This window comes from Pectobacterium aroidearum (assembly GCF_041228105.1).
Lineage (GTDB): Bacteria > Pseudomonadota > Gammaproteobacteria > Enterobacterales > Enterobacteriaceae > Pectobacterium > Pectobacterium aroidearum.
This window is the reverse complement of sequence record NZ_CP166097.1, coordinates 4,050,279-4,070,720: the sequence shown is the minus strand read 5'-3', so window position 1 is coordinate 4,070,720 and position 20,442 is coordinate 4,050,279. Positions and strand designations below refer to the sequence as shown.

Below are 20,442 nucleotides of genomic sequence, written 5' to 3'. Positions count from 1 at the left end.
TGCGTGCAAGTTACTTTCAGTCAAACGTTATTTATAATTTTTTTTAAGCTTGTGAGTAACGGAGTATTTAAAATGAAAGAAAACAGTACATTGGGTGAATTGCTGTGCTTCTCTTTGTATTCGGTCGCCAATGCACTGATTCGTCAGTATCGACCGTTGCTGAAAGAATTCGATCTGACCTACCCGCAGTTTGTCGTCCTTCTGTCTCTGTACGATCAGGACAATATCCTGCTCAAAGAACTGAGTGAGAAAACGCTGTTTGATTCAGGCACGCTGACACCGCTTGTCCAGAAGCTGGAAGCCAAGGAGTTTTTAAACCGGGTTGCGGTTGCGGGTGATGAGCGCATGAAGAAAGTGGTGCTGACTGACAAGGCGCTTGCGCTGAAAGAACGGATTGTCGATCTTCCGAATCAGATGCGTTGTTCCATGCGGATGAACGATGAAGATCTGAATATGCTGCGACAGCTTTCCAAAAATCTATTGGAAGATTTATAGCCGGGTGAGGAGACGTTCGATTTCCTATAGGGAATTCTCGAATCGTCTGGCCGATCGGATGGCGCTAATAGTTTAGAAGAATGGTAAGTGACAAATGCCACACCCGTGCTTGGGTGTGGCATAGCGTTTTATTGTGTGCGAACCCGTACGCCCGCAAACACAATCACCATTGCCGATACCAGTAATATTCCGCTGCCCGCAAATACACCGCTTGCTCCGTTGAGGTCAAATATCATCCCGCCGCCTGCGGCACCCGCCCCGATGGCAAACTGGATTGATGCCACCAGTAAGCCACCCGCGCTTTCGGCTTCGTCCGGCACGGTGGTTGCAAGCCAGGTTGACCAGCCCACGGGAACCAGACCAAACGCAAATCCCCACATTGCTACCAGCAGGCCGTCCAGCATCGCCAGATGTCCAAAGGCCACCATGGTCAGCGCCAGAACGCCCATCACAAAGGGCACCAGCGCCAGCGTCAGGCGTAAGTTTCGCGCCAGCAGATACCCAGCAATCGAGGTTCCGACAAAATTGGCGAGGCCAAAGCCGAGTAAAATCAGGGAAATGCTTTCGACACTCGCCTGCCCAACGGTTTCCAGAAACGGTCGCAGGTAGGTGAAGAAGGCGAAATGTCCGCTGAAGATCAGCACGGTTGCCAGCAGTCCGCCGATCATGCCCGGACGGCGCAGCACGCGAAGCAGTGTTCCCAGGCTACCGCTGCTTTCCGGCTTCATCGATGGCAACACCCACAATTGCCAAAACAGCGCCACAACGCTCGGCAGAATGCAGAGAATAAAGACGTTTCGCCAGCCAATCAAACTCCCCAAATAGCTGCCAAGCGGCGCGGCAACGACGGTAGCAATCGAGACGCTGGAGAAGATCACCGCGAGTGCTTTAGGCACTTTATCCTTAGGCACAAGACGCATCGCCGTGGCGGTAGACATAGCCCAGAACCCGCCAATGGCAATCCCCAGCAGTAAGCGCCCGAATAGCAGCACATGCAGATTGGGAGCAAACGCCACCAGCAGGCTGGAGATGATTTGCAACACCGAGAAAAACATCAACACCCAGCGGCGGTCGATACTTTTGGTCGCCGGTGTGATGAGCAATCCGGTCACCAGCGCGACCAGCGCCGTCGCGGTCACCGCCTGGCCTGCCATTCCCTCCGTGACGCCTAAACTGGTCGCCATCGGCGTTAATAAACTGGCTGGTAGAAACTCAGCCGTAATCAGGCCAAATACCCCCAGTCCCAGTGAATAAACGGCTCGCCAGGCGGGTTTTGCGGGCGCTATGGCCTCACTTGCCGCTATACATGAATTCATCTGTTGCTCTCTCGTTAGAAAAATGTGACAACCGTCACGAAGCATAGAGCGTTCCACATGGACGATCTATGACATATACTCTTCACTTATTGATTATTCGTCCGGAGTTGTTGCCATGACCGTTCAGTCACCCGATTTGATCAGCGAACTTCTGCGCGGGATGCGTCTTTCCGGGGTGACATATCGCCGAATTGAAACCCATGCTCCCTTTGGTGTGGCGTTCCACTACGTGCCCGGCAAGGCGCAGTTTCATTTTGTCAGTCAGGGGACGGCGCTGCTGCGCATGGAGAGTGGCACGACGTTTGCGCTAAAAAGTGGGGATGCGCTGTTTATCCCCAACGGGAATTCGCACGCGCTGCTCTCTGACGAAAAGGCTGACGTCACGCCAGTGTCTGCATTTCCCAGCGAAGCGATCTGTAATTCGGTCTGTGCGATAGACTGCAAGCCCTGCCCAGATACCGAGAACACGGTCATCTTCAGCGGATGTATGGACTTTGAACTGGGCGGAATGCAGCCGCTGATCAAAGCGATGCCGGAAGTCATGATGGTGAGTCGATTGATGTCTACCTGGCCGGAAATCCATCCGCTTCTTGTCGCGATGGAGCGTGAGTCGATGACACGTCAGGTGGGCTTTGCCGGCATTCTGGCGCGGCTAGCCGATGTTGTCGCGGCGCTCATCGTGCGCGGGTGGGTTGAAGCAGGCTGCGGTAAGGCAACAGGTTGGGTGCAAGTACTGCGTGACCCGAGGCTAAGCCGGGCGATTTACGCGATGCATCAGAATCCGGGCGTCAACTGGAGCGTCGCGGAACTGGCAAAAGAGGCGGGCACCTCCCGTTCCGTTTTCGCCGAGCGCTTTCTCTCCGCAACTGGCACCACGCCCGTAAAATATCTCAGCGAGCTGCGCATGCGCTTAGCTGTCCAGTACATCCGTCATGAACATCAGCCGATTGAAACGGTGGCGCTACGTCTGGGTTACGGATCGCTGGCGGCGTTCAGCCGGGCATTTAAACGTATCGTAGGCCACGCACCGGGAACGCTGCGGGAAACCAGCTTGGCTTCTGAAGAGGTTTGATGGGGAACAGAGTTAGAGATCGTATTGGAAGCGAACGTGCCATCGTAGCGATCGTTTTTGCTGGTGGGTATTGTAAGTATCCCTTTAAAACGGTCCATTCACTTTTAGAAATCTTCCGACATAATACAGAATGAAGAGCATAACGGCTGATGGTGTCGTTATGCTTTTGCCGTTTAAATCATCACGAATAATTCAGACTCTTCCCTCGCCAACAATAACCCATCACGATAAATAACCTACGCCAAAAGACGAATTTCTTTTTTTATCTCTGCTGTTATTTTTAAAAATGTTCATAGCAATAATGTATGTCTGATGAATATCATTTTAATGAGGGGGTAAAGATATGCCATCTATTTATTATCGTGGGGATAATCGGGCTATTGGGGACATTCAGAAAACCGGGTTCCAGCCACAAATAGAGTCGTGCCGAGGGAGAACACCACTCCAGGCAATAGCGCATATTCAGAAAATTATTAAAGATAACAATTTCAAAAGCCTTGCGGATATTGGCGCCTATATTATCAGTAGCTCAAAAGGTGATTCTGTTTCCACCTCTTGTGTCCTGGATGGCGCATCCTACGGGAAATATAAGTATCAAATCACTGCACCGCAGAATGCCCTGTATTTTGAATTCAACCTCGATGGAGGCGTGGGCACACAGCAGCCAAATCAAGGGAATATGTTCGGGCGCAAGCCGTACTACATTTTAACCAACGTTAACCCGGCGCTTAGTCAGTACGTTATTGTTGGCACACGGACGGCCACACAGGAAGCCACGTTTTTTACTGATATCCCCAGTGGCTGGATAACGCTACTGAGTTAATTGCATCTCATCATTGCCATTATCGTAACGAGGCGTCATTTTTTATCGGGGTTCAAAACCTGAATGTTTTTTGCGATGTTATTAATATTATAGCTATATAGCTGCAATGCCGTTGGTTTAATCAACAACGGCATATTTTTCCACATAACCAAACTTCAACAGCGAACCGTCCAGACTATTGTTGCAATATATTCAGGCTTTCTTGCAGCGAGAGAATATCGTCCGGCGAGCCTTTACCTTCTACGGTATTGGTAAAGTAGTTGTAATCGAGATCAATCCATTTCTGTAATTTCGCTTCATCGTTCTCGGGATATTGCGCCTGCTCAATAGCCGGTAGTGTTTTATAGTGGTTCAGCAGCTCGCTAAAGAAACTGGTCGATGAAGAGTTCACACGCCAGAAACGAAAAACCCCCGCCAAAGGCGAGGGTTAAGAATTAGTGGTGCCCGGACTCGGGATCATTCAGCTTTCTATTAAGTTGAAATATAGCATAAATTTTAATCACCCTAGTTGTCAAGACCCTAAGCATGACCCGTGTTTTTATAGGTAGATCAGAATGATGGGGGCCAGGCGCAAAAAAAACGTCCAGTTCGTTCCTTCGGTTCGATTCCCAATGTCACTTGTAAATCGTAATGAGGTAAGCTCTATGCGAACTATATAATTACTCTCCATAATAGGGACGGGCGGAGGATAACATTATGTCAGTAGAAAAAGACGTTTCTGCTAAACGCGTGGCATTAAATTTACGTACCGAGCCCGATGAACAAGCTGTTACTGAGGAGACGTTGATCGAGCAGCCGATTATCATGACAGGTTCAGAGGCTTATCAGGAATTCCTTGCTCGTTTGGATCAGCCTCCTGCACCAAATGCCGCGCTTTGCAAAACCATGCAAACACCTGCACCGTGGGAACAGGAGGAATGATTCCCTCTCCTAAGTCATCTCACGCTTGATTGTTAAGACCTATGTCAACTAGAGGTCTGAATACGGAATCCAATTTGTTGTATTGTCTTTCCCTTTGACCAATAGGGAAGGGAATAATAGTGAAAAAACGCATAAAAAAGATACTGTTAAGTAAAGCATTGGATAAGTATTTTTCCACGGTTTCACGACATAAACGAGGACAATTGCAGGAGTTCTATCGAATCAACGTTATCAAGCGTTCGCGTTTGGCTAACAGAAATATGGATGAAATATCATCAATAGACATCGCAGAATATAGAGATAATAGATTATCGGAATTTAACGCAAGAACGCAAAAGCCGATAAGTGCGAATACTGTGCGACTGGAATTAGCATTGTTATCGGCGCTTTATAATCTGGCAAAAGTTGAGTGGGGCACATGCTCTATAAACCCCGTTGAAAATGTTCGCAAACCTACCGTATCGTCAGGCCGTACCCGGAGGCTAACGACTCAGGAAGAACGGCAGCTAACCAGATACTTCAAAGATAAAAATCCTGAATTATTGGCTATTTTTCAGATCGCGTTGGAGACGGGAATGCGGCAAGGCGAAATTTTGTCGTTGAGATGGGAATATACCGATCTTCGCCTCGGCGTTGCCCATTTGCCTTTGACGAAAAATGGTACATCACGAGATGTTCCATTGTCATCAAAAGCACGGCAAATTCTGTGTGGCCTGAGTGAACGGCCACATCATGAGAATGGCTATATTTTTAGTTACACGTCGAGTGGGTTTAAAAGCGCATGGCGTGTGGCTTTGAAGGCTCTGGCTATCGACGATCTACATTTTCACGATCTCAGACATGAGGCAATCAGCCGATTCTTTGAACTGGGAACGTTAAATGTTATGGAAGTGGCTGCGATATCAGGTCATAAATCAATGAATATGTTGAAACGCTATACCCACCTTCGTGCAACACACCTCGTGAGCAAACTGGATGCACATAAGAAACAGGCTAAAAAACTAGCCTCCATCTTTGTTCCTTACCCAGCGGATATTGATATCGATGATACAACGGTTACGCTGAAATTCTCCGATCTTGATAACCTGTCTGTGACGGCTTCAACGCATGATGATGCTCTGAAAATTGCCTCTGTGGAATTACTTCGATTTCAGGCTATAGCAGCGAAAAATGGGAAGAGACTTCCGCCACCCGGAGCTATCTCAGTCAATTCGATTGATCGAGTTCTTATCAGTCCACTGTAACGATGTCGGTAACCTTTATATGACGATGTTGAGTTAAATATCGTCATTTTTTACTCCGAGAAACTCGACTTACCAGACATCCTACCCAGACGACGTTTTTAACATATCACACTGATAATCCGGTGTGTTTTAGTGGTTGTTATACATAACATAGGGATGTTACGGGTCATTGATTCGATAGCAATACTTAATTTAGCACTTCAGAAGGAAGATGCCTGCTGACTCTGCCTGATCCCGCACCGGATTATCAGTATGGCAAATGAACGTATTACTGAACATAGCGCTAAACAGAAAGAAAATGCTGAATCGAGTTGCAGTATTGATGTTTTGTCTGAGCGCCGACAGGATGAGTCTTGTCCATCGCCTTTCGATATCAGCCGCGACCTCTTTGACATCCCAAGTACTACCCCGAATTTCCGCACTGAACTGGCGGCTCAGCTTGCCGAGCTGATTCCAGAGGCTGTTGCTGATGGTAAGCTGGACGTTGAAAAACTTCGCGAGCTGCTGGCCGATGATGTCGCTGACAGTAACGAGCGCTTTGGCCTGTTTTGGCCGGGGAAAAAGCGTGCTCTGCGTGCAGCACAAGCATCGACTACCGCAACACTGAAACCAGACTTTGCTAACTCAAAAGACTGGGACACGACGCAGAACGTGTTTATCGAGGGAGACAATCTCGAGGTCCTGAAGATCCTGCAACGGCACTATCATAACAAGATTAAGCTGATTTACATCGATCCCCCTTATAACAAAGGCAAGGATTTTGTTTACCCGGACAACTACAGAGAGGGGCTGGATACTTACCTTGAGTGGACGCGACAGGTGAATGAGGAAGGTAAGAAAGTTTCCACTAATAGCGATACCGAAGGGCGCTTTCACTCCAACTGGCTAAACATGATGTATCCGCGCCTGAAATTAGCCCGTAATCTGCTTACAGATGATGGCGTGATTTTTATTTCGATTGATGATAATGAACAGGACAACCTAAAGAAGTTGTGTAATGAAGTTTTTGGTGAATCAAATTTGATTGCGGTTGTTCCAACCATTATGAATCTCAAAGGAAACCAAGACGCTTACGGATTCGCCGAAACTCACGACTATGTTCTTGTTTATGCGAAAAAGAAGGAAGAAAGTGTTTTAGGTAAATTTCCTCTTGACGAAGAGGCTATTGAGGAGGACTGGGAGGAGGATGAGCATGGACTATTTAAGCGTGCCGATACTCTTCGTCGTACCGGGCAGGATGCAAGTCGTGAACGTAGGCCAAAAGGCTGGTTTCCTATCTTCATTGCACAAAACGAGGAGATTTACGTTACAGATGATGATGAGCCAAAGAAGTCCGGTGATGAAGTCGTCTGGCCACTCAACGATGATGGACTTGAATTGTCGTGGACTTGGGGTAAGAAGAAAATAAGCTTAGAGAACTTTAATCTTGTAGTTGTCCGCCGTTCCGATGGGAGGCCAAATATTTACAAGAAACAGCGACCAGGAGTCGGCGACGTTCCATCTATTAAGCCGAAGTCAGTGATGTATAAGTCGGAATACTCAACCAGTACGGCTACAACTCATCTTAAGGCACTCTTCGACAGGAAAAAGTTATTTGAAACGCCAAAGCCTGTTCCGTTCATAAAAGATGTTGTAAGAATCGGATCTCCAAGTGACGGCATAGTATTGGATTTCTTCGCTGGCAGTGCCACCTCTGCCCACGCTGTAATGCAGCTTAACGCCGAGGACAACGGCAAGCGTCGTTTTATCATGGTGCAACTGCCCGAACCCACGCCGGAAGATTCCGAAGCGCGCAAGGCAGGTTTTACCACTATCGCCGACATCTCGCGCAAGCGCATCGAACTCGCAGGCGAGAAAATAAAATCTGATTTTGCAGAAAACAATGTTGATACCGGCTTTCGTGCCTATAAGCTGGCGGACACCAATTTCACCAAATGGCGCGTTACCAGCGATATCGAACCTGACAAGCTAACCCAACATTTGCTCGACCTGCGCGATAGCAGCACTGATGATGCCAGTCCCGATGATCTGCTTACTGAGCTACTGTTGAAACTTGGCTATTCGTTGAACGAACATCTCAGTATGCAGACTATCGCCGGGCTGGACATCCATGCCATCGCTGGCGATGCCGACAAGCCGCGTTTGCTGGCCTACTTAAACGAGCGAACCAAACCCTCATTGGAACAATTGCGGGAGCTGGTGAATGCCGAACCTACGCGCCTGATCGTTCTGGAGGATGCCTTCCAAGGCGACGACGAACTGAAAACCAATATTGCTCAATATGCAAGGAGCAAAGGTATTGAGCTGAGGACGGCGTGATGAACCATCATTCTCAAAATACGGGCTTTCAATTTGATTCACATCAGCAATATCAGCTCGATGCCATCAACGCCGTGGTGGATTTGTTCGATGGTCAGCCAAAGGATGCTGACAAGATCGCGATTGCCTTGCGTGGCAGCGTTGCCAACCGGGAAGGTGAGCTGGATTTAGGCATCGAGCAAGTAATTGGTGCTATCGGCAATAATCTGGTGCTGGATGAAGACGCTATTCTTGCTAATTTACAAACGGTACAGGATCGCAACGGGCTGGAGGTTAGCGAAAAACTGGTTGATGGCAAACTGGATTTCGACATCGAAATGGAAACCGGCACGGGTAAAACTTACGTTTATCTGCGTACCGTTTTCGAACTGGCAAAGAAATATGGCTTCACCAAGTTTATCGTCCTAGTTCCCAGTGTCGCAATCCGTGAAGGGGTGAACACCAGTATTCGTCTGATGCGCGAGCACTTCCGCAGCCTCTATCCGGCACAGCCTTTCGATGCGAATGTCTACCGCGGCGATAAGGCTGAGGAAGTACAAGCCTTTGCTACCGCGACTAACGTGCAAATCTTAGTCATGACGATTGATGCGGTGCGTAGTGACAAGAATAAAAACGAGAATAAGCGCATTATTCACAAACCTTATGACAAGCTCAATGGCTTGCGGCCGTTGGATTATCTGAAAGGCACGTGTCCTGTGGTGATCATGGATGAACCACAAAATATGGAATCACTGCTATCGCAGTCTGCTGTGGGTGATTTTGATCCTGTATTCACACTACGCTACTCAGCTACGCATAAGCAGCGGCGAAACCTAGTCTATCGGCTCGACCCAGTTGACGCGCACGATCTAGGTCTGGTGAAACAGATCGTCGTGGCTGAAGTCGCACAGCACGGTGCGGATGTGGCTCCTTACGTCAAGTTGCTCGAAGTGAAAGATACGAAAGCCGCGAAGCTTGAACTGGCTTGCCGCAAGGCCGATGGCTCTATCGCGCGTCGTAGCAAAAAGGTCAAACCGCATCAGGAATTGTCAGACGTCACTGGAAATCCGGCTTATGCAGGCTGGCGTATTAATGCGTTGAGCATCGCCGCTTTCGGTGAACCTGCCAATATTGAACTGACGCCGAATGGCAACTTGTTGCACGAAGGTGAATCCGTGGGGGGCGCAACGGGCGCGGTTTACAAGGAAATGATTCGGGAAACCGTGCGTGAGCATTTGCGTAAAGAGGCCATGTTACGCCCGAAAGGGATCAAGGTGCTGAGTCTGTTTTTCGTGGACAAGGTGGCAAGCTTCCTCGGCGACGGGGTAAACAACGAAGACGCTAATGGCGAGTTCGTGAAATGGTTTGATGAAGTGTTCATGGAAGAACGCGGCAAGTCTGACGTCTACCAAAAATTGCTGCCGCAGGAGCCTTGCGAATTACGACGAGCCTATTTTTCTCAACTAAAAACACGTGGCAGAACAACCTTTGTGGATTCATCTGGTTCGGCTGTCAAAGATGACGATGCCTACAAACTCATTATGCAGGACAAGCAACGTCTGCTGGACAGCGATGAACCCGTACGCTTCATCTTTAGCCATTCCGCATTGCGTGAAGGCTGGGACAACCCCAACGTGTTTCAGATTTGTACACTGCGTGAAATGGGCGCGGAAACGGAACGTCGGCAGACGCTGGGGCGTGGTCTGCGCCTGCCGGTAGCGAAAACAGTAAAAGGCTATGAGCGAGTTACCGACCACAGCGTTGCACAGCTCACCGTGGTTGCTAATGAATCTTATGCTACGTTCGCTCAGAATCTGCAAGCTGAATACAAAGAGGCGGGTGTTGCCATTGGACAGGTGCGCCCCAATGAATTTGCCAAACTGATGAAACGGGATATTCATGGAGTGATGACCGATGATATGCTGGGTTTCAAGACATCTTCTGCCATCTTCAAACATCTGGAAAACGCGGGATTCATCAAGGATGGTAAGACAACTTCCATGTTTCTGCCGGATGCAGAAGGATTCTCATTACATCTACCTGATGAGCTCAGGCCCTACGAATCAGATATTATCCGGTGCATCCTTAATGCGGGTATTGAGAAATATGTGAAGCCTGTAAGTGCGCGGGCTAAGCGTAAATTCAATAAAGAGCTCTATGCCTCGCCGGATTTTGAGAGGCTTTGGAGCGCTATCAGCCAGAAAACGACTTATCGGGTGACAGTTAAGCATCCTAGGCTGGTTGAGGCGTGCATAAAGGCAATCAAGTCTGAACCAAAAATCCAGCCGTTACGTATTGATGTCACCCGTGCGGGTGTCAAAGTGCTGCGTGGTGGCACTCAAGGGCAAGAACTGGGCGCGCGGGCTGTCGACCTCAAGGGCAGCTATGATTTGCCGGACATTATCGGTGAGTTGCAGCAAGGTACGTCTCTTACGCGCAAGACTCTGGTGGATATTCTCATCGGTAGCGGCAGGCTGGACGAGTTCATTGCCAATCCGAACGACTTTATTGCGATGATTCGCCGTTGCGTAGAGGGCGAGCTACAGCGTGTCATTGTGGAAGGTGTTCAGTATGAAAAGATTGGCGGCTCTGTCTATGAACTCCGTGAGTTGCAAGCCGACGGTCTTGCTGAAAAGGATTTCTTCAAAGAGCATCTGTACCGCGTTGAACACCCCGAGAAAACTGATTTTGATTATGTCGTGTTTGATGGTGGGCCGGATAGCCCGGAGCGAAAGTTTGCTGAGTTTCTCGATCATCGCGAGGATATCAGGCTGTTTATGAAGCTGCCGCCAAGATTCCAGATTGACACGCCGGTTGGCCCCTATAACCCGGACTGGGCTATCATCAAATCCGAAGACGGCGAAGACCGTATCTATATGGTGCGTGAAACCAAGAGCACCATGGATGAACAAAAAAGGAGACCTTCCGAAAATGCCAAAATCAAGTCTGCCGAGGCGCACTTCAGAGAAATTGGCATCGAGTATGCGGTTTCAGTACCTGAACAGTGGAATATCTGACCGTCGGCTGTAGTGGTATGGGCCTGTGAGGAATAGGCTGGATAATCAGTGTGGTAAACCTGCCTCTTTGACGGCAGGTTTACCAGATTTCTGTATCAGGAGACTACATGAGATACTGCCTCACGAATTATTGACCAGTCTTTATTTTCAACCCAGACAAAGAGGCATCGACCCTCACTGCGTCTGGCCCACAGTTCTCCGATTCGTTTCTTTTCTCGGCTATCTCGGGTATCACTGATATGCGATCCTTTATACTCAACAGCAACGAGTGGGCCATTGCTCATTTGTATCAAAAAGTCAGGATAGAATCGGTCTGAGGCCGTTTGCAACCAGAAAGAGGTTGGTTTTTTCTCTACATTACGTAACCACCAATCGACACCTTCGAGCCGGTTGGCAATAAATTCAGCACATTCAAATTCTTCTCCAACATCTTTCAGATTACCGATAACGGGATAGAAATGACGTTTGAGCTGAATAAACCCTGCATAACGAAAATCGTAAGCATATCGTCCAGGTTCCAACGACACTGCATGTTCGTCTAGCACTGCGAATTGTGATTCGTCATCAAACAAGTCGTTGAAGATGCGTTGCTTGGCGAGCACTAGCCCTGCTGCCATTTTTCGTTCCAACGCACCGCGCAAACGAAACTTTCGGTAGGCCAATTCGTCCAGAGAGAACTCTCTTTTTTCCAACAAATAATCAACCACTACATTGATCCATGCGACCTTTTTGTCCCGCTCGGAATAAGGGAAAGGTAGATTGCGGTCCAGCCAATAGATTAGATCAGTAGCTTCCCAGCCATGTTCTTTACCGAATAATGCCAGTTGATTATCTAATCGTTCATAAACACTACATTCGATTTTCTCTAGTTGAGAAATATTTAATGCAGCGCGATACATGGTTTCTACATCATGGGTGAATTCGCTATCAGAAAGCATTGGGTCAAAATCCTCTATTTCCCAGTCAGCATCTAAAAGTGGAGTTTCATCAAACACATCAAAGAACCCAGATTGCCGGTATGTGAGTAAAGGTATATGCGCAGTATGTCCCCGATCCGCGGGTGTTATTTCCTTTTGTAGTGACGCATTTTGTCTGGATGACGCCATTTCAAGCTGGTTGAGAACGTCTTTAGCAATTTCTGGATGCTTGAATGTGTCGGCCAATTGTTGGATCTGTTTATTATTAGCGCCGCCTTTTAATGTCAGAGTACCGCTCTCTGGTGAGATCTCTAGCTTGTCACGAAGTGATTTCGGTAAGGTTTCCAGAGCGCTTTCATCTGGAAGGACGAGACTATTATCGGATTCGGGTAAAGGAATAACCAAATCGCCTTGGGGCGCGAAGAGATCTCCTGTTGATGGCAGTTCTCCGTGGGTTTGAATCAAACTTTGTGTTTCGAGCCGTTCAAAACCACTTTGAACTAATCCATCACGCAATCCCTGAACTGTTGCCGCAAATTCTGACGATACGACGTAGGCATAACAACGGTTAAGCGCCTCATGCTGTTTTCTTTTAACATGCGGCATACGTAATATTCGGCCGAGGATTTGTTCTACCGCTGTAGCGGAAGTTGTATTGCGGAAAGAGAACAGCACATACGCAAAAGGGCAATCCCATCCTTCACGTAGTTTATCGACAGTAATGATGAACTGAGGATAGTCAGGATCCCCCAGTTTTTTACCCGATAATTCATCTTGGGCTCCTGTCGCTACAGCGATGGTATCAGCGGGTATGTTGAAATCATTAATCAGATGCTGTTTAACACGCTCCGGTGTAAACGTCTCTTGCTCTTTTACCTGGCGCTCGGCTTGTATCAACATCACAACTGGTTTGATTACTTCACCGGTTTGCAGAAATTCCTGAGCAGCCTCTTCTTCCAACTGCCGTAGTCGGCTAATAGCTTCTGCCATAGACCGATGCCATTCTGGATGAACAGTGAGCTCCAAAGGTAACTTCAGCATATCTTCCGCTTGCAAGGTTGCAGCGGAGACACTCCTGAGGACATTGGATGGTTGATTCGCACGGTCAGGGGTGGCGGTCAACTCAAGTATGCACGCGGGGTTAAAGCGGACAAGCGTGTCGACAGCCAAGGGTGTTCCCTGATTATGCGCTTCATCAACAATAACAAAAGGGTGGCGTAACCGGATGACATCCATCAGTGAATGCTCCCCTTTTTGTGCTGACGAAGTACCAGTGAAATGCGGCATTAGGCTACCGTTTTGACGATAGACTCTCAAACCATCGTCAGTATCTCGCTTAAAACTCTGCATCGTGGCGACGATAATTGTGTTTCCGGTATTTAACGTGGCTGGTTGTATATATAAAGCTTCTTGGATATCCAAAACATGTACTGAACCGAACAGATCACGCATATCTTGGTATAGTAGTTCCCCCGGCGTTTTCAGTGAGTGAAGTGTTTGTTCACGAATGGGATCTGATGGAACCAGCCATAAGATTAGGGCGTGCTCTATACCAAGAAAATAGTCGTTAACGCGTTTTATCGACTGACCGGCGATACGGGTTTTCCCACCACCGGTTGGAACCCGTAAACAAATATAAGGTATCTTTTCTGCGCCAGATAAGGGGTAATAAGGCAGTGCTCGGCCGAAACCTTTGAGTGTTGATTCGCGGAAAGCCTCTGCTGGATCTTGCAATTCTCTACAGCGGGAAAGGTACGAAGAGAAATCATCAAGAAGTTGTTCCTGATATGATTTCAGACTGTTCAGAGCCATGTTTTCACCGCCAGTTCATAAGGAAGTTGATGGAAGGTAATGCCTAACTGATTGAGTTTCTTCTTATCAAACCGGGAGCGAGCGCCATATACGACTCGCGTACCGGAAAAATGTGGTGGGGTGATTTCATCAAGAAACTTCAGGGAACGATGATTAAGAACATTACCGCCAATATCTGAGCGATCTTTCAATATGCCGTTGTACAGAAGAAACACGGCTTTTTCCTGATGTACACCGAGGAATGGTGTGGCTGGCTGTTCCTTGGTTAAAGGTGATACCGTTAAGCCTGATCCGGTTTCCATAAACCAAACGAATTCACGAAGTTGGTTGAATGTCACATCGTGGCGAATAGGGCCATCCGGTAGAAATAATGGGTCTTTGGAAAGACGAAAATATTGAAAACTACCATTTAAAGGGGGGATGCTTTTTCCTTTAGCATTGTTATATCCCATACATATACGTTTTACTCTTTCCGCAGTAACGTTTTTGGCAATATTTTCATCCATTTCTACGAGAATAAATTTACGATTTCCACCATCTTCCACATTTTGTTGCAATATTGCATGGGCAGTTGCTCCTGAACCGGAAAAACTATCTAAAATGATAGAGTTTTTATCTGTAGATATTTGTAAAATACGTTGTATTAATTGCCATGGTTTGGGAGTGTTAAATAATTCAGATGACTCTCCACTAAGAATTTCTCTAAGCTCTGTTTTAGCTCCTGAATTAGTTCCTGCAAATTGATGTAGCCACCAAGTTGAAGGGACTACACCTGCTTTAGCCTCACTGAGGAATTTTTTTATCCTAGGGCTATTGTTTTTTGATTTTCCCCACCATACTCGATTATCAGCATCGAGTTCCCAAAATTTTTCTTCCTCCATTCGCCAATATGTGCCTTTAGGGGGCCCAGAGACAATTTTTCCACCAGGGCACGTTATGGAGTATATACCTTTACTATAGTAGTTTCTTGATTGAAGTGCGTTACTTGTCCAAACACCACGAGGATCATTATCAGGATTAGAATAATCATTTTCTGAAGATTGACTTCTTGGTAGTAAGTTTCGATGCCATAGTTCTCTTTTTTTTGCGTATATTATGACATAATCATGCATTTCAGAAATGTATTTTGCACTGTTTTTTATAGTATAAATTTTTTGCCAAGCGATAGTTGCAATGAAATTTTCTCTTCCAAAAACCTCATCCATTAATAGTCGCAAAGTTGCAACTTCATTATCATCGATAGATATAAAAATAGCGCCATCATCACGAAGAAATTGCTTTAATAAAACCAACCTAGGATACATCATACATAGCCAGCGATCATGGCGATCTAAAACTTCACCTTCTTTACCGACAACCTCCCCTAACCATTTTCTAATTTCAGGACTATTAACATTATCATTGTATATCCAACTTTCATTTCCAGTATTATAAGGTGGATCGATGTAAATACATTTAACTTGTCCTGCATAACGCGGTAATAATGCTTTCAGTGCGTGTAAATTATCGCCTTGAACAATAATATTCCCACTATCGTCTTGTCCATGAGACAAATCAACGTCATGCTCAAGCAAACGAAAGGGAACATCTTTGTGATGCTTAATAACGGCTTCTTTGCCGATCCAATTTAACGTTGGCATTAGTCAGGATCCTGTCCAATTTTATTATGCTGAGGGCAGGAGTTAGGTCGTGTAATACCGGTCAGCGGATATTCAATCCGGTGCGTCTTTTAGATGAAAAATAGATTTTAAGTCATTGTATTTAAATGATATTTAATCAGTGTAGTTGAATTCCTCCGAGAAGTGTTAAAATCATACTGTTTATCATATAGCTGGCTGAGGGGCTGGCTGGAAGTGGAATGACGTCACGCACCGGATTGAATAGAAAGTTGGTTTTTATCCAGATATCCATGAGTAAATATGTCAATAAGGTGGCATCCATCAAAAATGCGGGGTAATGGTGTTAGCTCATAGCCAAGTCATTAAATTTCAGTGAATTTCTGGAACGCTAGTAATGCTCAGTCAAGGGGCGCTAAACGTAAAGCTCAATGCGAACACGCTGAACTTCTCTTAAATCCCCCAGAACATAAGATTAATAGCATCCTTAATCTCATCCGCATAGTCGCCAAGATCCGCGATGGTCTCACCAATGACCTCAACAGGTACGCTCGATAGTTCAGTGGTCATCAACCGATAATCTTCGCCATCGATGCGAAGCAGAGGGAACAACATCTTATTCACTTTCTCAGACAGATGATGCGATTCGATAAGTGGAATGACCATGCGCCGCTTCGGTGTCTCGACAATATCACTCTGCACATCGACAAACATTTTGTAGTGACTGGCGCGTTTGTATTGATAAACAATGAATTGCATGATCACCAATTCCTGTTTTCATCTGCAAAGGAGCCATTCTGCGCGATAAATCGGGCGACTTCTTCCATCCCTTCTCGGTTTTCCTTCTTCCACTCCTCAGCCTTGATGCGGCGGGCTTCTTTGCCAATGGCGTCATTCACCAGCCCGGAAATATTGACTCCGGCAGCACTCAGAACCTGATAATTGTCTTTGTCCACGGTAACGCTGACGCGGTGTTTCATGATAGTGCTCCTCTCGTGTGCATACTTTGAGTATATACTCCACGTGGTTGTTCAGCAATTAGTCAAAATTTAACGCTAACCGTTTAAGTTCCTCAACCGTATAAACCCGAAAAACATTGCGGTGCTTCGCTTCCAGCGGGATATGCTGATGGTTCACGATGGCGTGTTTGATACTATTTAATAGTAGTTCGATAGCCCGCTTTTTCTGCGGATCAGGCATGATATAGAAGACGTACATCCAAAGTTTTTGAGTACGAGTTATCAAATGCTGGGTGATAATCGCCTGATAACGTGCCTTGGTTTTCAGATGGCGTTCAGTCTCAACGGCGATAACGGTTCCGTCTGGTAACGTTATCACCCCGGCCGGGCGATGAGATATCTCATAGCGGCTGCGGAATGTTGAATCAGCGCCGCTGATCCACCCATAAGCGCCTTTCTTCTCAAGAAGGAGCCGTGCTAGCTGACGATCAAGGTGCTGCATCAGCGTCCAGCAAGTGACTTTCGAGGGCTCAAACCGTGCAGGAAAGCCATCCTCATGGGGTGTGATGACAACGGATAATCCGTCGTTGGTGATCCCCCATAGTGAGATTTTTTCCATTCTTGTGCAAAACGTCTGTTTTTGAATGAATCCCATGTCGATGGCTTTTGCCAGCAACAGATACAGCGGCTTGTGATTTTTATAATCAAAAAGCAGCATCAGGGTTTTAAAATCGCTGTAGGTTTCTTCTTTCAGAAAGGTGAGCAGACGTCGCATTTTTTCGTGACTACGCGCCCGGCGTTCACGGTAATCAGAAATCAGCATGGTTCCTCCTTCGCATTTTACTGGGGTGTTCGCTCTTTCGGTTTTATCGCCTCATCGCATGGGGGAATACCTTCGCCCACTGGCATGAGTCGACGTCATGAGGCGATCTTGTGGGGATAAAGAGGTGACCGCGATGCGGTCATGCGCCGGAAAATACATTTCCCGGCACAGAACGGCGTGCGCCAGTTCATGCGGGCTGGACGCCCTTATTGCCTGTCGCATGGGGGTAATGTCGCGGCTGGACGCCACGCCAAAACCCCCAACGTCAACGGCGGCACACCGTCGCACGCTACGCGCGACTACCCCCTTTGAGACGCCGTTTTTAGCCCACTTTTTCTTTTGCCCGTGCCGGCCAGCGAAAAAATGGGAAAACGCCTTCAAAGAGGGTAGTCGCGCCTCGCTACCGGCTTGTGGCCGGAGACTTAGCCACGACGGTGTGCGGGGCTGAAGCCCCCCAAATAAACCGACGCGTGGGCGCGTCTTTTTGCTCGCTGGGGCGGCAAAATTTATTCGGCTCCCCCCGGCCTGCTCGGTTTCCCTTGGGGGAAACGCTCGCCGGTGGGTTCGGGCGACGCAAATTAGCAATTTCTGCGAAATTGAATTTACTCGCCTCACGCCACAGGTGAATGCCCGCGAGGCGCAGGCCTTCACCCGCCTAAACCCGTCGCGTCCTTCGTCGTGCCTGGATGGCCTGTTGAGCGCTGTCAGCGTTGCGAAAATAAAACGTGCTGGCATGTCTCCTCCCCACTGAAATCAGCCGATAGGGAAGGCTATCGGGAAAAGGGGAAGATGCCTGCAAACAACTCAATATCGGATGGGAAGAATTATTGTTATTCAGCCACGAAAGCAAAAAAGCCCTGACCTAACGGCAGAGCTTTAATCAGGCAGGCTATATTCAGATGGCTATCTGGCGGTAAGTGAATGTGCGTGTTTGTGCATATCGGTAAGGGCAGGGATGAGTAAACTGATTGCGGTTAACCCGTGTCCCAACTGGCACAAGCTTTCTGGCGTCGATTCACACACGTCGTTATCGGCAAAGGTAATCAGCGCATCACCAATGAAATTCAGGCAATGGCAAAGCCCGGCCTGCGTTTCGGCGCAATATTCTGTGACCCGCGAGAGTTCGTCAGTGTCCATATGTGAAAAGTCCAGACGCGCCAGCGCGGCACTCATGGCGGAGTAACGGTTCTCGTAATCCGGCAGTGATTGATAAGACGAGCCCGTGTTACTATTGGTGTCAGCCATAGCATTAGTCCTCATAATGTTGTGGTCAGAAGCCCGGTTAGTGTTAGCGCACTGCCGGGTTTCGTTTTTCACCATGAACTTTCTCTTGGTGTTCATACACCTTAACGCTAGGTGCACATACACGTCAACGTGTTTAAAAATATTTTTCCTTGTATAGTGTGCGTTCAGCGAGAAAGGAAAACGGCATGCCTACAGGTTCTAAAAACAAGCGTTCGACCACAAAGGGAATTCGCTTCCCGCATGAGCTTATCGAAGAAATAAACGCCAGCGTTGCGCAGGAGAAAGCGGAAGATCCCGATGCTAATTTCTCAGCCTGGGTTCTGGATGCTTGCAACCGGAAATTGGCAGCGCCAAAGCGCGATAAGCCAGTGAAACCCTAACGGGTAAGCGAATGCTCGAATGATTTTAAGACAACGCTCCTGACGGGTTTTCTATCACATAGAAAGCCCGTCAGGAGCCAACAAGCGCAGCGCGTTAGCCGCAATCAATCTTCTCTTCTGTAACTTCGTGCATAAATATACGGTGCGACGTAGCCGTCGCGGTTAACGTCCAGATAATCCGACCACCATTGCATCATCTCGATTCTGGCTTCCAGATGCTCGGCTTTATGCACGTAAGCCGCCCGCACGCCGTTGCGTTCTTTGTGACTCATCTGCCGCTCAATGGCATCCTTTGACCAGCGTCCGGACTCGTTCAGGGCGCTACAGGCCATGGTTCTGAAACCGTGGCCGCATACCTCGGTTTTGGTGTCATAACCAATCACGCGCAGCGCCTTGTTGATGGTGTTTTCACTCATCGGCTTGTTCAGGGTATGTGCGCCCGGAAAAACGAAGACCGATTCGCCGGAAATCACCTGAATCTGTTTCAGCAGGGTGACCGCCTGCCGTGACAGCGGCACCAGATGTTCATCCTTCATTTTTGCGCCACGCTCTGAGAATCGCACGCCGTTTACCGCTTCACGTTGGGCGGGCACGCTCCAGATATGCGCTTTCAGATTGAATTCATCCCAGCGGGCAAAACGGAGTTCACTGGAGCGCAGGAAAACATGCAGATTCAGCTCCAGCGCAAGACGGGTCAGAATTCGGCCTTTGTAGTTCTCCATCTTCCCCAGCAGTTCAGGCAGGCGTTTCAGCGGCAGGGCGGGGTGATGTTGGGTCACGACCGGGGTCACGACGCCATCTAAATCGTAAGCCGGATTGTATTTGATGACGCCCTGCTGGACGGCGTGGCGCATGATTTTGGTCAGATGCTGGCGCACCCGTCCGGCGACGTCATGCACGCCTTTGTCGTCAATGGCCTTAACCAACTGTGCCAGATGGCGGGTTTCGACCTGAGCGATATCCATTGCACCAATGGCGGGGAAAACGTAGCGTTTCAGGCAGATGAGGATTTTATCGGCGTGCGCGTCCGACCAGAGCTTGAGGCTGCTGGTGTGCCATGCTGTCGCGACATACTGAAAGGTGTGGGATTCCTCAACGGCAGGATTGTTCGTTTTGCGAAGCTGAGAAGGGCTGATGCCGGATGCCAGTAGCTTACGTGCCGCATCGCGCTTTTCACGGGCTTCCGCCAGCGTAGTCTGAGGATAGGGGCCAAAGGCCAGACGGCTTTCTTTACCGCCGAAACGATAGCGGAAATACCATAGCTTAGCGCCGCTGGTGGATACCGTGAGGTACAGGCCTTGCGAGTCAGTGAGTTTGTAAGATTTTGCGAGAGGTTTCGCGGATCGGATTTTGCTGTCAGTTAACATGTGAGGGTCACTCCCGTTCATCGAACTGAATGACCCGCAATCTGACCCACAAATTCCCCGATACGAAGGGATAAATCAAAACGCATCGGAAAAGATTTTTACGCCAACTTATTGAATCACAACAACATAGGGATTGA

General features: G+C 48.0%; 18 protein-coding genes. 9 read left to right on the top strand and 9 right to left on the bottom strand.

All coding sequences use genetic code 11. From position 1 onward, the window contains the following. Positions 1–72: 72 nt before the first annotated feature. A complete protein-coding gene (locus AB8809_RS18405) occupies positions 73–495 on the top strand; it encodes a MarR family winged helix-turn-helix transcriptional regulator (RefSeq protein ID WP_039283843.1) in 423 nt (140 codons plus the stop codon). Positions 496–623: 128 nt separating this feature from the next. On the opposite strand, the gene AB8809_RS18400 is transcribed toward AB8809_RS18405, so the two are convergent. Beyond that, positions 624–1,811, bottom strand: a complete 1,188-nt coding sequence (locus tag AB8809_RS18400) for an MFS transporter (RefSeq protein WP_180778163.1) — start codon at positions 1,809–1,811, stop codon at positions 624–626. Positions 1,812–1,926: 115 nt separating this feature from the next. On the opposite strand from AB8809_RS18400, the gene AB8809_RS18395 reads away from it, so the two are divergent. After that, positions 1,927–2,883: a cupin domain-containing protein gene (locus AB8809_RS18395; RefSeq protein ID WP_012773535.1), complete on the top strand. Its 957-nt coding sequence runs from the start codon at positions 1,927–1,929 to the stop codon at positions 2,881–2,883. Between the two features lie 343 nt (positions 2,884–3,226). After that, a complete protein-coding gene (locus tag AB8809_RS18390; RefSeq protein ID WP_349855198.1) occupies positions 3,227–3,706 on the top strand; it encodes a hypothetical protein in 480 nt (159 codons plus the stop codon). Between the two features lie 175 nt (positions 3,707–3,881). Here the strand turns inward: AB8809_RS18390 and AB8809_RS18385 are convergent, their stop codons facing one another. Continuing rightward, positions 3,882–4,097, bottom strand: a complete 216-nt coding sequence (locus AB8809_RS18385) for a hypothetical protein (RefSeq protein ID WP_349855197.1) — start codon at positions 4,095–4,097, stop codon at positions 3,882–3,884. 305 nt (positions 4,098–4,402) lie between these two features. Here AB8809_RS18385 and AB8809_RS18380 point away from each other — a divergent pair, with 305 nt between their 5' ends. From AB8809_RS18380 to AB8809_RS18365, 4 genes are all read left to right on the top strand, one after another. Further along, the gene (locus tag AB8809_RS18380) at positions 4,403–4,627 is read left to right on the top strand and encodes a DUF1778 domain-containing protein (RefSeq protein ID WP_349855196.1); all 225 of its coding nucleotides are present in this window, start codon (positions 4,403–4,405) and stop codon (positions 4,625–4,627) included. Positions 4,628–4,746: 119 nt separating this feature from the next. Further along, the gene (locus AB8809_RS18375; RefSeq protein ID WP_349855195.1) at positions 4,747–5,871 is read left to right on the top strand and encodes a site-specific integrase; all 1,125 of its coding nucleotides are present in this window, start codon (positions 4,747–4,749) and stop codon (positions 5,869–5,871) included. Between the two features lie 252 nt (positions 5,872–6,123). Then, the gene (locus AB8809_RS18370; RefSeq protein ID WP_349855194.1) at positions 6,124–8,190 is read left to right on the top strand and encodes a site-specific DNA-methyltransferase; all 2,067 of its coding nucleotides are present in this window, start codon (positions 6,124–6,126) and stop codon (positions 8,188–8,190) included. Further along, positions 8,190–11,186, top strand: a complete 2,997-nt coding sequence (locus AB8809_RS18365; RefSeq protein ID WP_349855193.1) for a DEAD/DEAH box helicase family protein — start codon at positions 8,190–8,192, stop codon at positions 11,184–11,186. The genes AB8809_RS18370 and AB8809_RS18365 overlap by 1 nt, the downstream gene beginning before the upstream one ends. Before the next feature lie 95 nt (positions 11,187–11,281). On the opposite strand, the gene AB8809_RS18360 is transcribed toward AB8809_RS18365, so the two are convergent. From AB8809_RS18360 to mobC, 5 genes are all read right to left on the bottom strand, one after another. Beyond that, the gene (locus AB8809_RS18360; protein WP_349855191.1) at positions 11,282–13,915 is read right to left on the bottom strand and encodes a DEAD/DEAH box helicase family protein; all 2,634 of its coding nucleotides are present in this window, start codon (positions 13,913–13,915) and stop codon (positions 11,282–11,284) included. Next, positions 13,906–15,555, bottom strand: coding sequence for a site-specific DNA-methyltransferase (locus AB8809_RS18355; RefSeq protein WP_349855190.1), 1,650 nt, complete (start codon positions 15,553–15,555; stop codon positions 13,906–13,908). The genes AB8809_RS18360 and AB8809_RS18355 overlap by 10 nt, the downstream gene beginning before the upstream one ends. Positions 15,556–15,984: 429 nt before the next feature. Beyond that, positions 15,985–16,290 (bottom strand): type II toxin-antitoxin system toxin CcdB, encoded by a 306-nt coding sequence (gene ccdB, locus AB8809_RS18350; RefSeq protein WP_349855189.1) that lies wholly within the window; start codon positions 16,288–16,290, stop codon positions 15,985–15,987. 2 nt (positions 16,291–16,292) lie between these two features. After that, positions 16,293–16,511, bottom strand: a complete 219-nt coding sequence (ccdA, locus tag AB8809_RS18345; RefSeq protein ID WP_015855076.1) for a type II toxin-antitoxin system antitoxin CcdA — start codon at positions 16,509–16,511, stop codon at positions 16,293–16,295. 58 nt (positions 16,512–16,569) lie between these two features. Further along, positions 16,570–17,313: a MobC family replication-relaxation protein gene (mobC, locus tag AB8809_RS18340; protein WP_349855188.1), complete on the bottom strand. Its 744-nt coding sequence runs from the start codon at positions 17,311–17,313 to the stop codon at positions 16,570–16,572. A 141-nt stretch (positions 17,314–17,454) separates the two neighbouring features. Between mobC and AB8809_RS18335 the strand changes: the two genes are divergently transcribed. Further along, entirely contained in the window at positions 17,455–17,625 is a 171-nt protein-coding gene (locus AB8809_RS18335) for a hypothetical protein (protein WP_182813316.1), read from the top strand. A gap of 591 nt (positions 17,626–18,216) precedes the next feature. On the opposite strand, the gene AB8809_RS18330 is transcribed toward AB8809_RS18335, so the two are convergent. After that, positions 18,217–18,558: a hypothetical protein gene (locus AB8809_RS18330; protein WP_039504322.1), complete on the bottom strand. Its 342-nt coding sequence runs from the start codon at positions 18,556–18,558 to the stop codon at positions 18,217–18,219. A 185-nt stretch (positions 18,559–18,743) separates the two neighbouring features. Here AB8809_RS18330 and AB8809_RS18325 point away from each other — a divergent pair, with 185 nt between their 5' ends. Then, entirely contained in the window at positions 18,744–18,938 is a 195-nt protein-coding gene (locus AB8809_RS18325; protein WP_012773549.1) for a YlcI/YnfO family protein, read from the top strand. Positions 18,939–19,042: 104 nt separating this feature from the next. Here the strand turns inward: AB8809_RS18325 and AB8809_RS18320 are convergent, their stop codons facing one another. Then, entirely contained in the window at positions 19,043–20,305 is a 1,263-nt protein-coding gene (locus AB8809_RS18320) for an integrase arm-type DNA-binding domain-containing protein (RefSeq protein ID WP_349855187.1), read from the bottom strand. Positions 20,306–20,442 lie beyond the last annotated feature (137 nt).

Bases quoted from the DNA above. Each gene is read 5' to 3' on its own strand.
- AB8809_RS18325 (WP_012773549.1), top strand. From the start codon at position 18,744: ATGCCTACAGGTTCTAAAAACAAGCGTTCGACCACAAAGGGAATTCGC.
- AB8809_RS18370 (WP_349855194.1), top strand. From the start codon at position 6,124: ATGGCAAATGAACGTATTACTGAACATAGCGCTAAACAGAAAGAAAAT.
- ccdB (WP_349855189.1), bottom strand. From the start codon at position 16,290: ATGCAATTCATTGTTTATCAATACAAACGCGCCAGTCACTACAAAATG.
- AB8809_RS18320 (WP_349855187.1), bottom strand. From the start codon at position 20,305: ATGTTAACTGACAGCAAAATCCGATCCGCGAAACCTCTCGCAAAATCT.
- AB8809_RS18405 (WP_039283843.1), top strand. From the start codon at position 73: ATGAAAGAAAACAGTACATTGGGTGAATTGCTGTGCTTCTCTTTGTAT.
- mobC (WP_349855188.1), bottom strand. From the start codon at position 17,313: ATGCTGATTTCTGATTACCGTGAACGCCGGGCGCGTAGTCACGAAAAA.
- AB8809_RS18395 (WP_012773535.1), top strand. From the start codon at position 1,927: ATGACCGTTCAGTCACCCGATTTGATCAGCGAACTTCTGCGCGGGATG.
- AB8809_RS18330 (WP_039504322.1), bottom strand. From the start codon at position 18,558: ATGGCTGACACCAATAGTAACACGGGCTCGTCTTATCAATCACTGCCG.
- ccdA (WP_015855076.1), bottom strand. From the start codon at position 16,511: ATGAAACACCGCGTCAGCGTTACCGTGGACAAAGACAATTATCAGGTT.
- AB8809_RS18365 (WP_349855193.1), top strand. From the start codon at position 8,190: ATGAACCATCATTCTCAAAATACGGGCTTTCAATTTGATTCACATCAG.
- AB8809_RS18335 (WP_182813316.1), top strand. From the start codon at position 17,455: ATGCGCCGGAAAATACATTTCCCGGCACAGAACGGCGTGCGCCAGTTC.
- AB8809_RS18390 (WP_349855198.1), top strand. From the start codon at position 3,227: ATGCCATCTATTTATTATCGTGGGGATAATCGGGCTATTGGGGACATT.
- AB8809_RS18400 (WP_180778163.1), bottom strand. From the start codon at position 1,811: ATGAATTCATGTATAGCGGCAAGTGAGGCCATAGCGCCCGCAAAACCC.
- AB8809_RS18355 (WP_349855190.1), bottom strand. From the start codon at position 15,555: ATGCCAACGTTAAATTGGATCGGCAAAGAAGCCGTTATTAAGCATCAC.
- AB8809_RS18360 (WP_349855191.1), bottom strand. From the start codon at position 13,915: ATGGCTCTGAACAGTCTGAAATCATATCAGGAACAACTTCTTGATGAT.
- AB8809_RS18380 (WP_349855196.1), top strand. From the start codon at position 4,403: ATGTCAGTAGAAAAAGACGTTTCTGCTAAACGCGTGGCATTAAATTTA.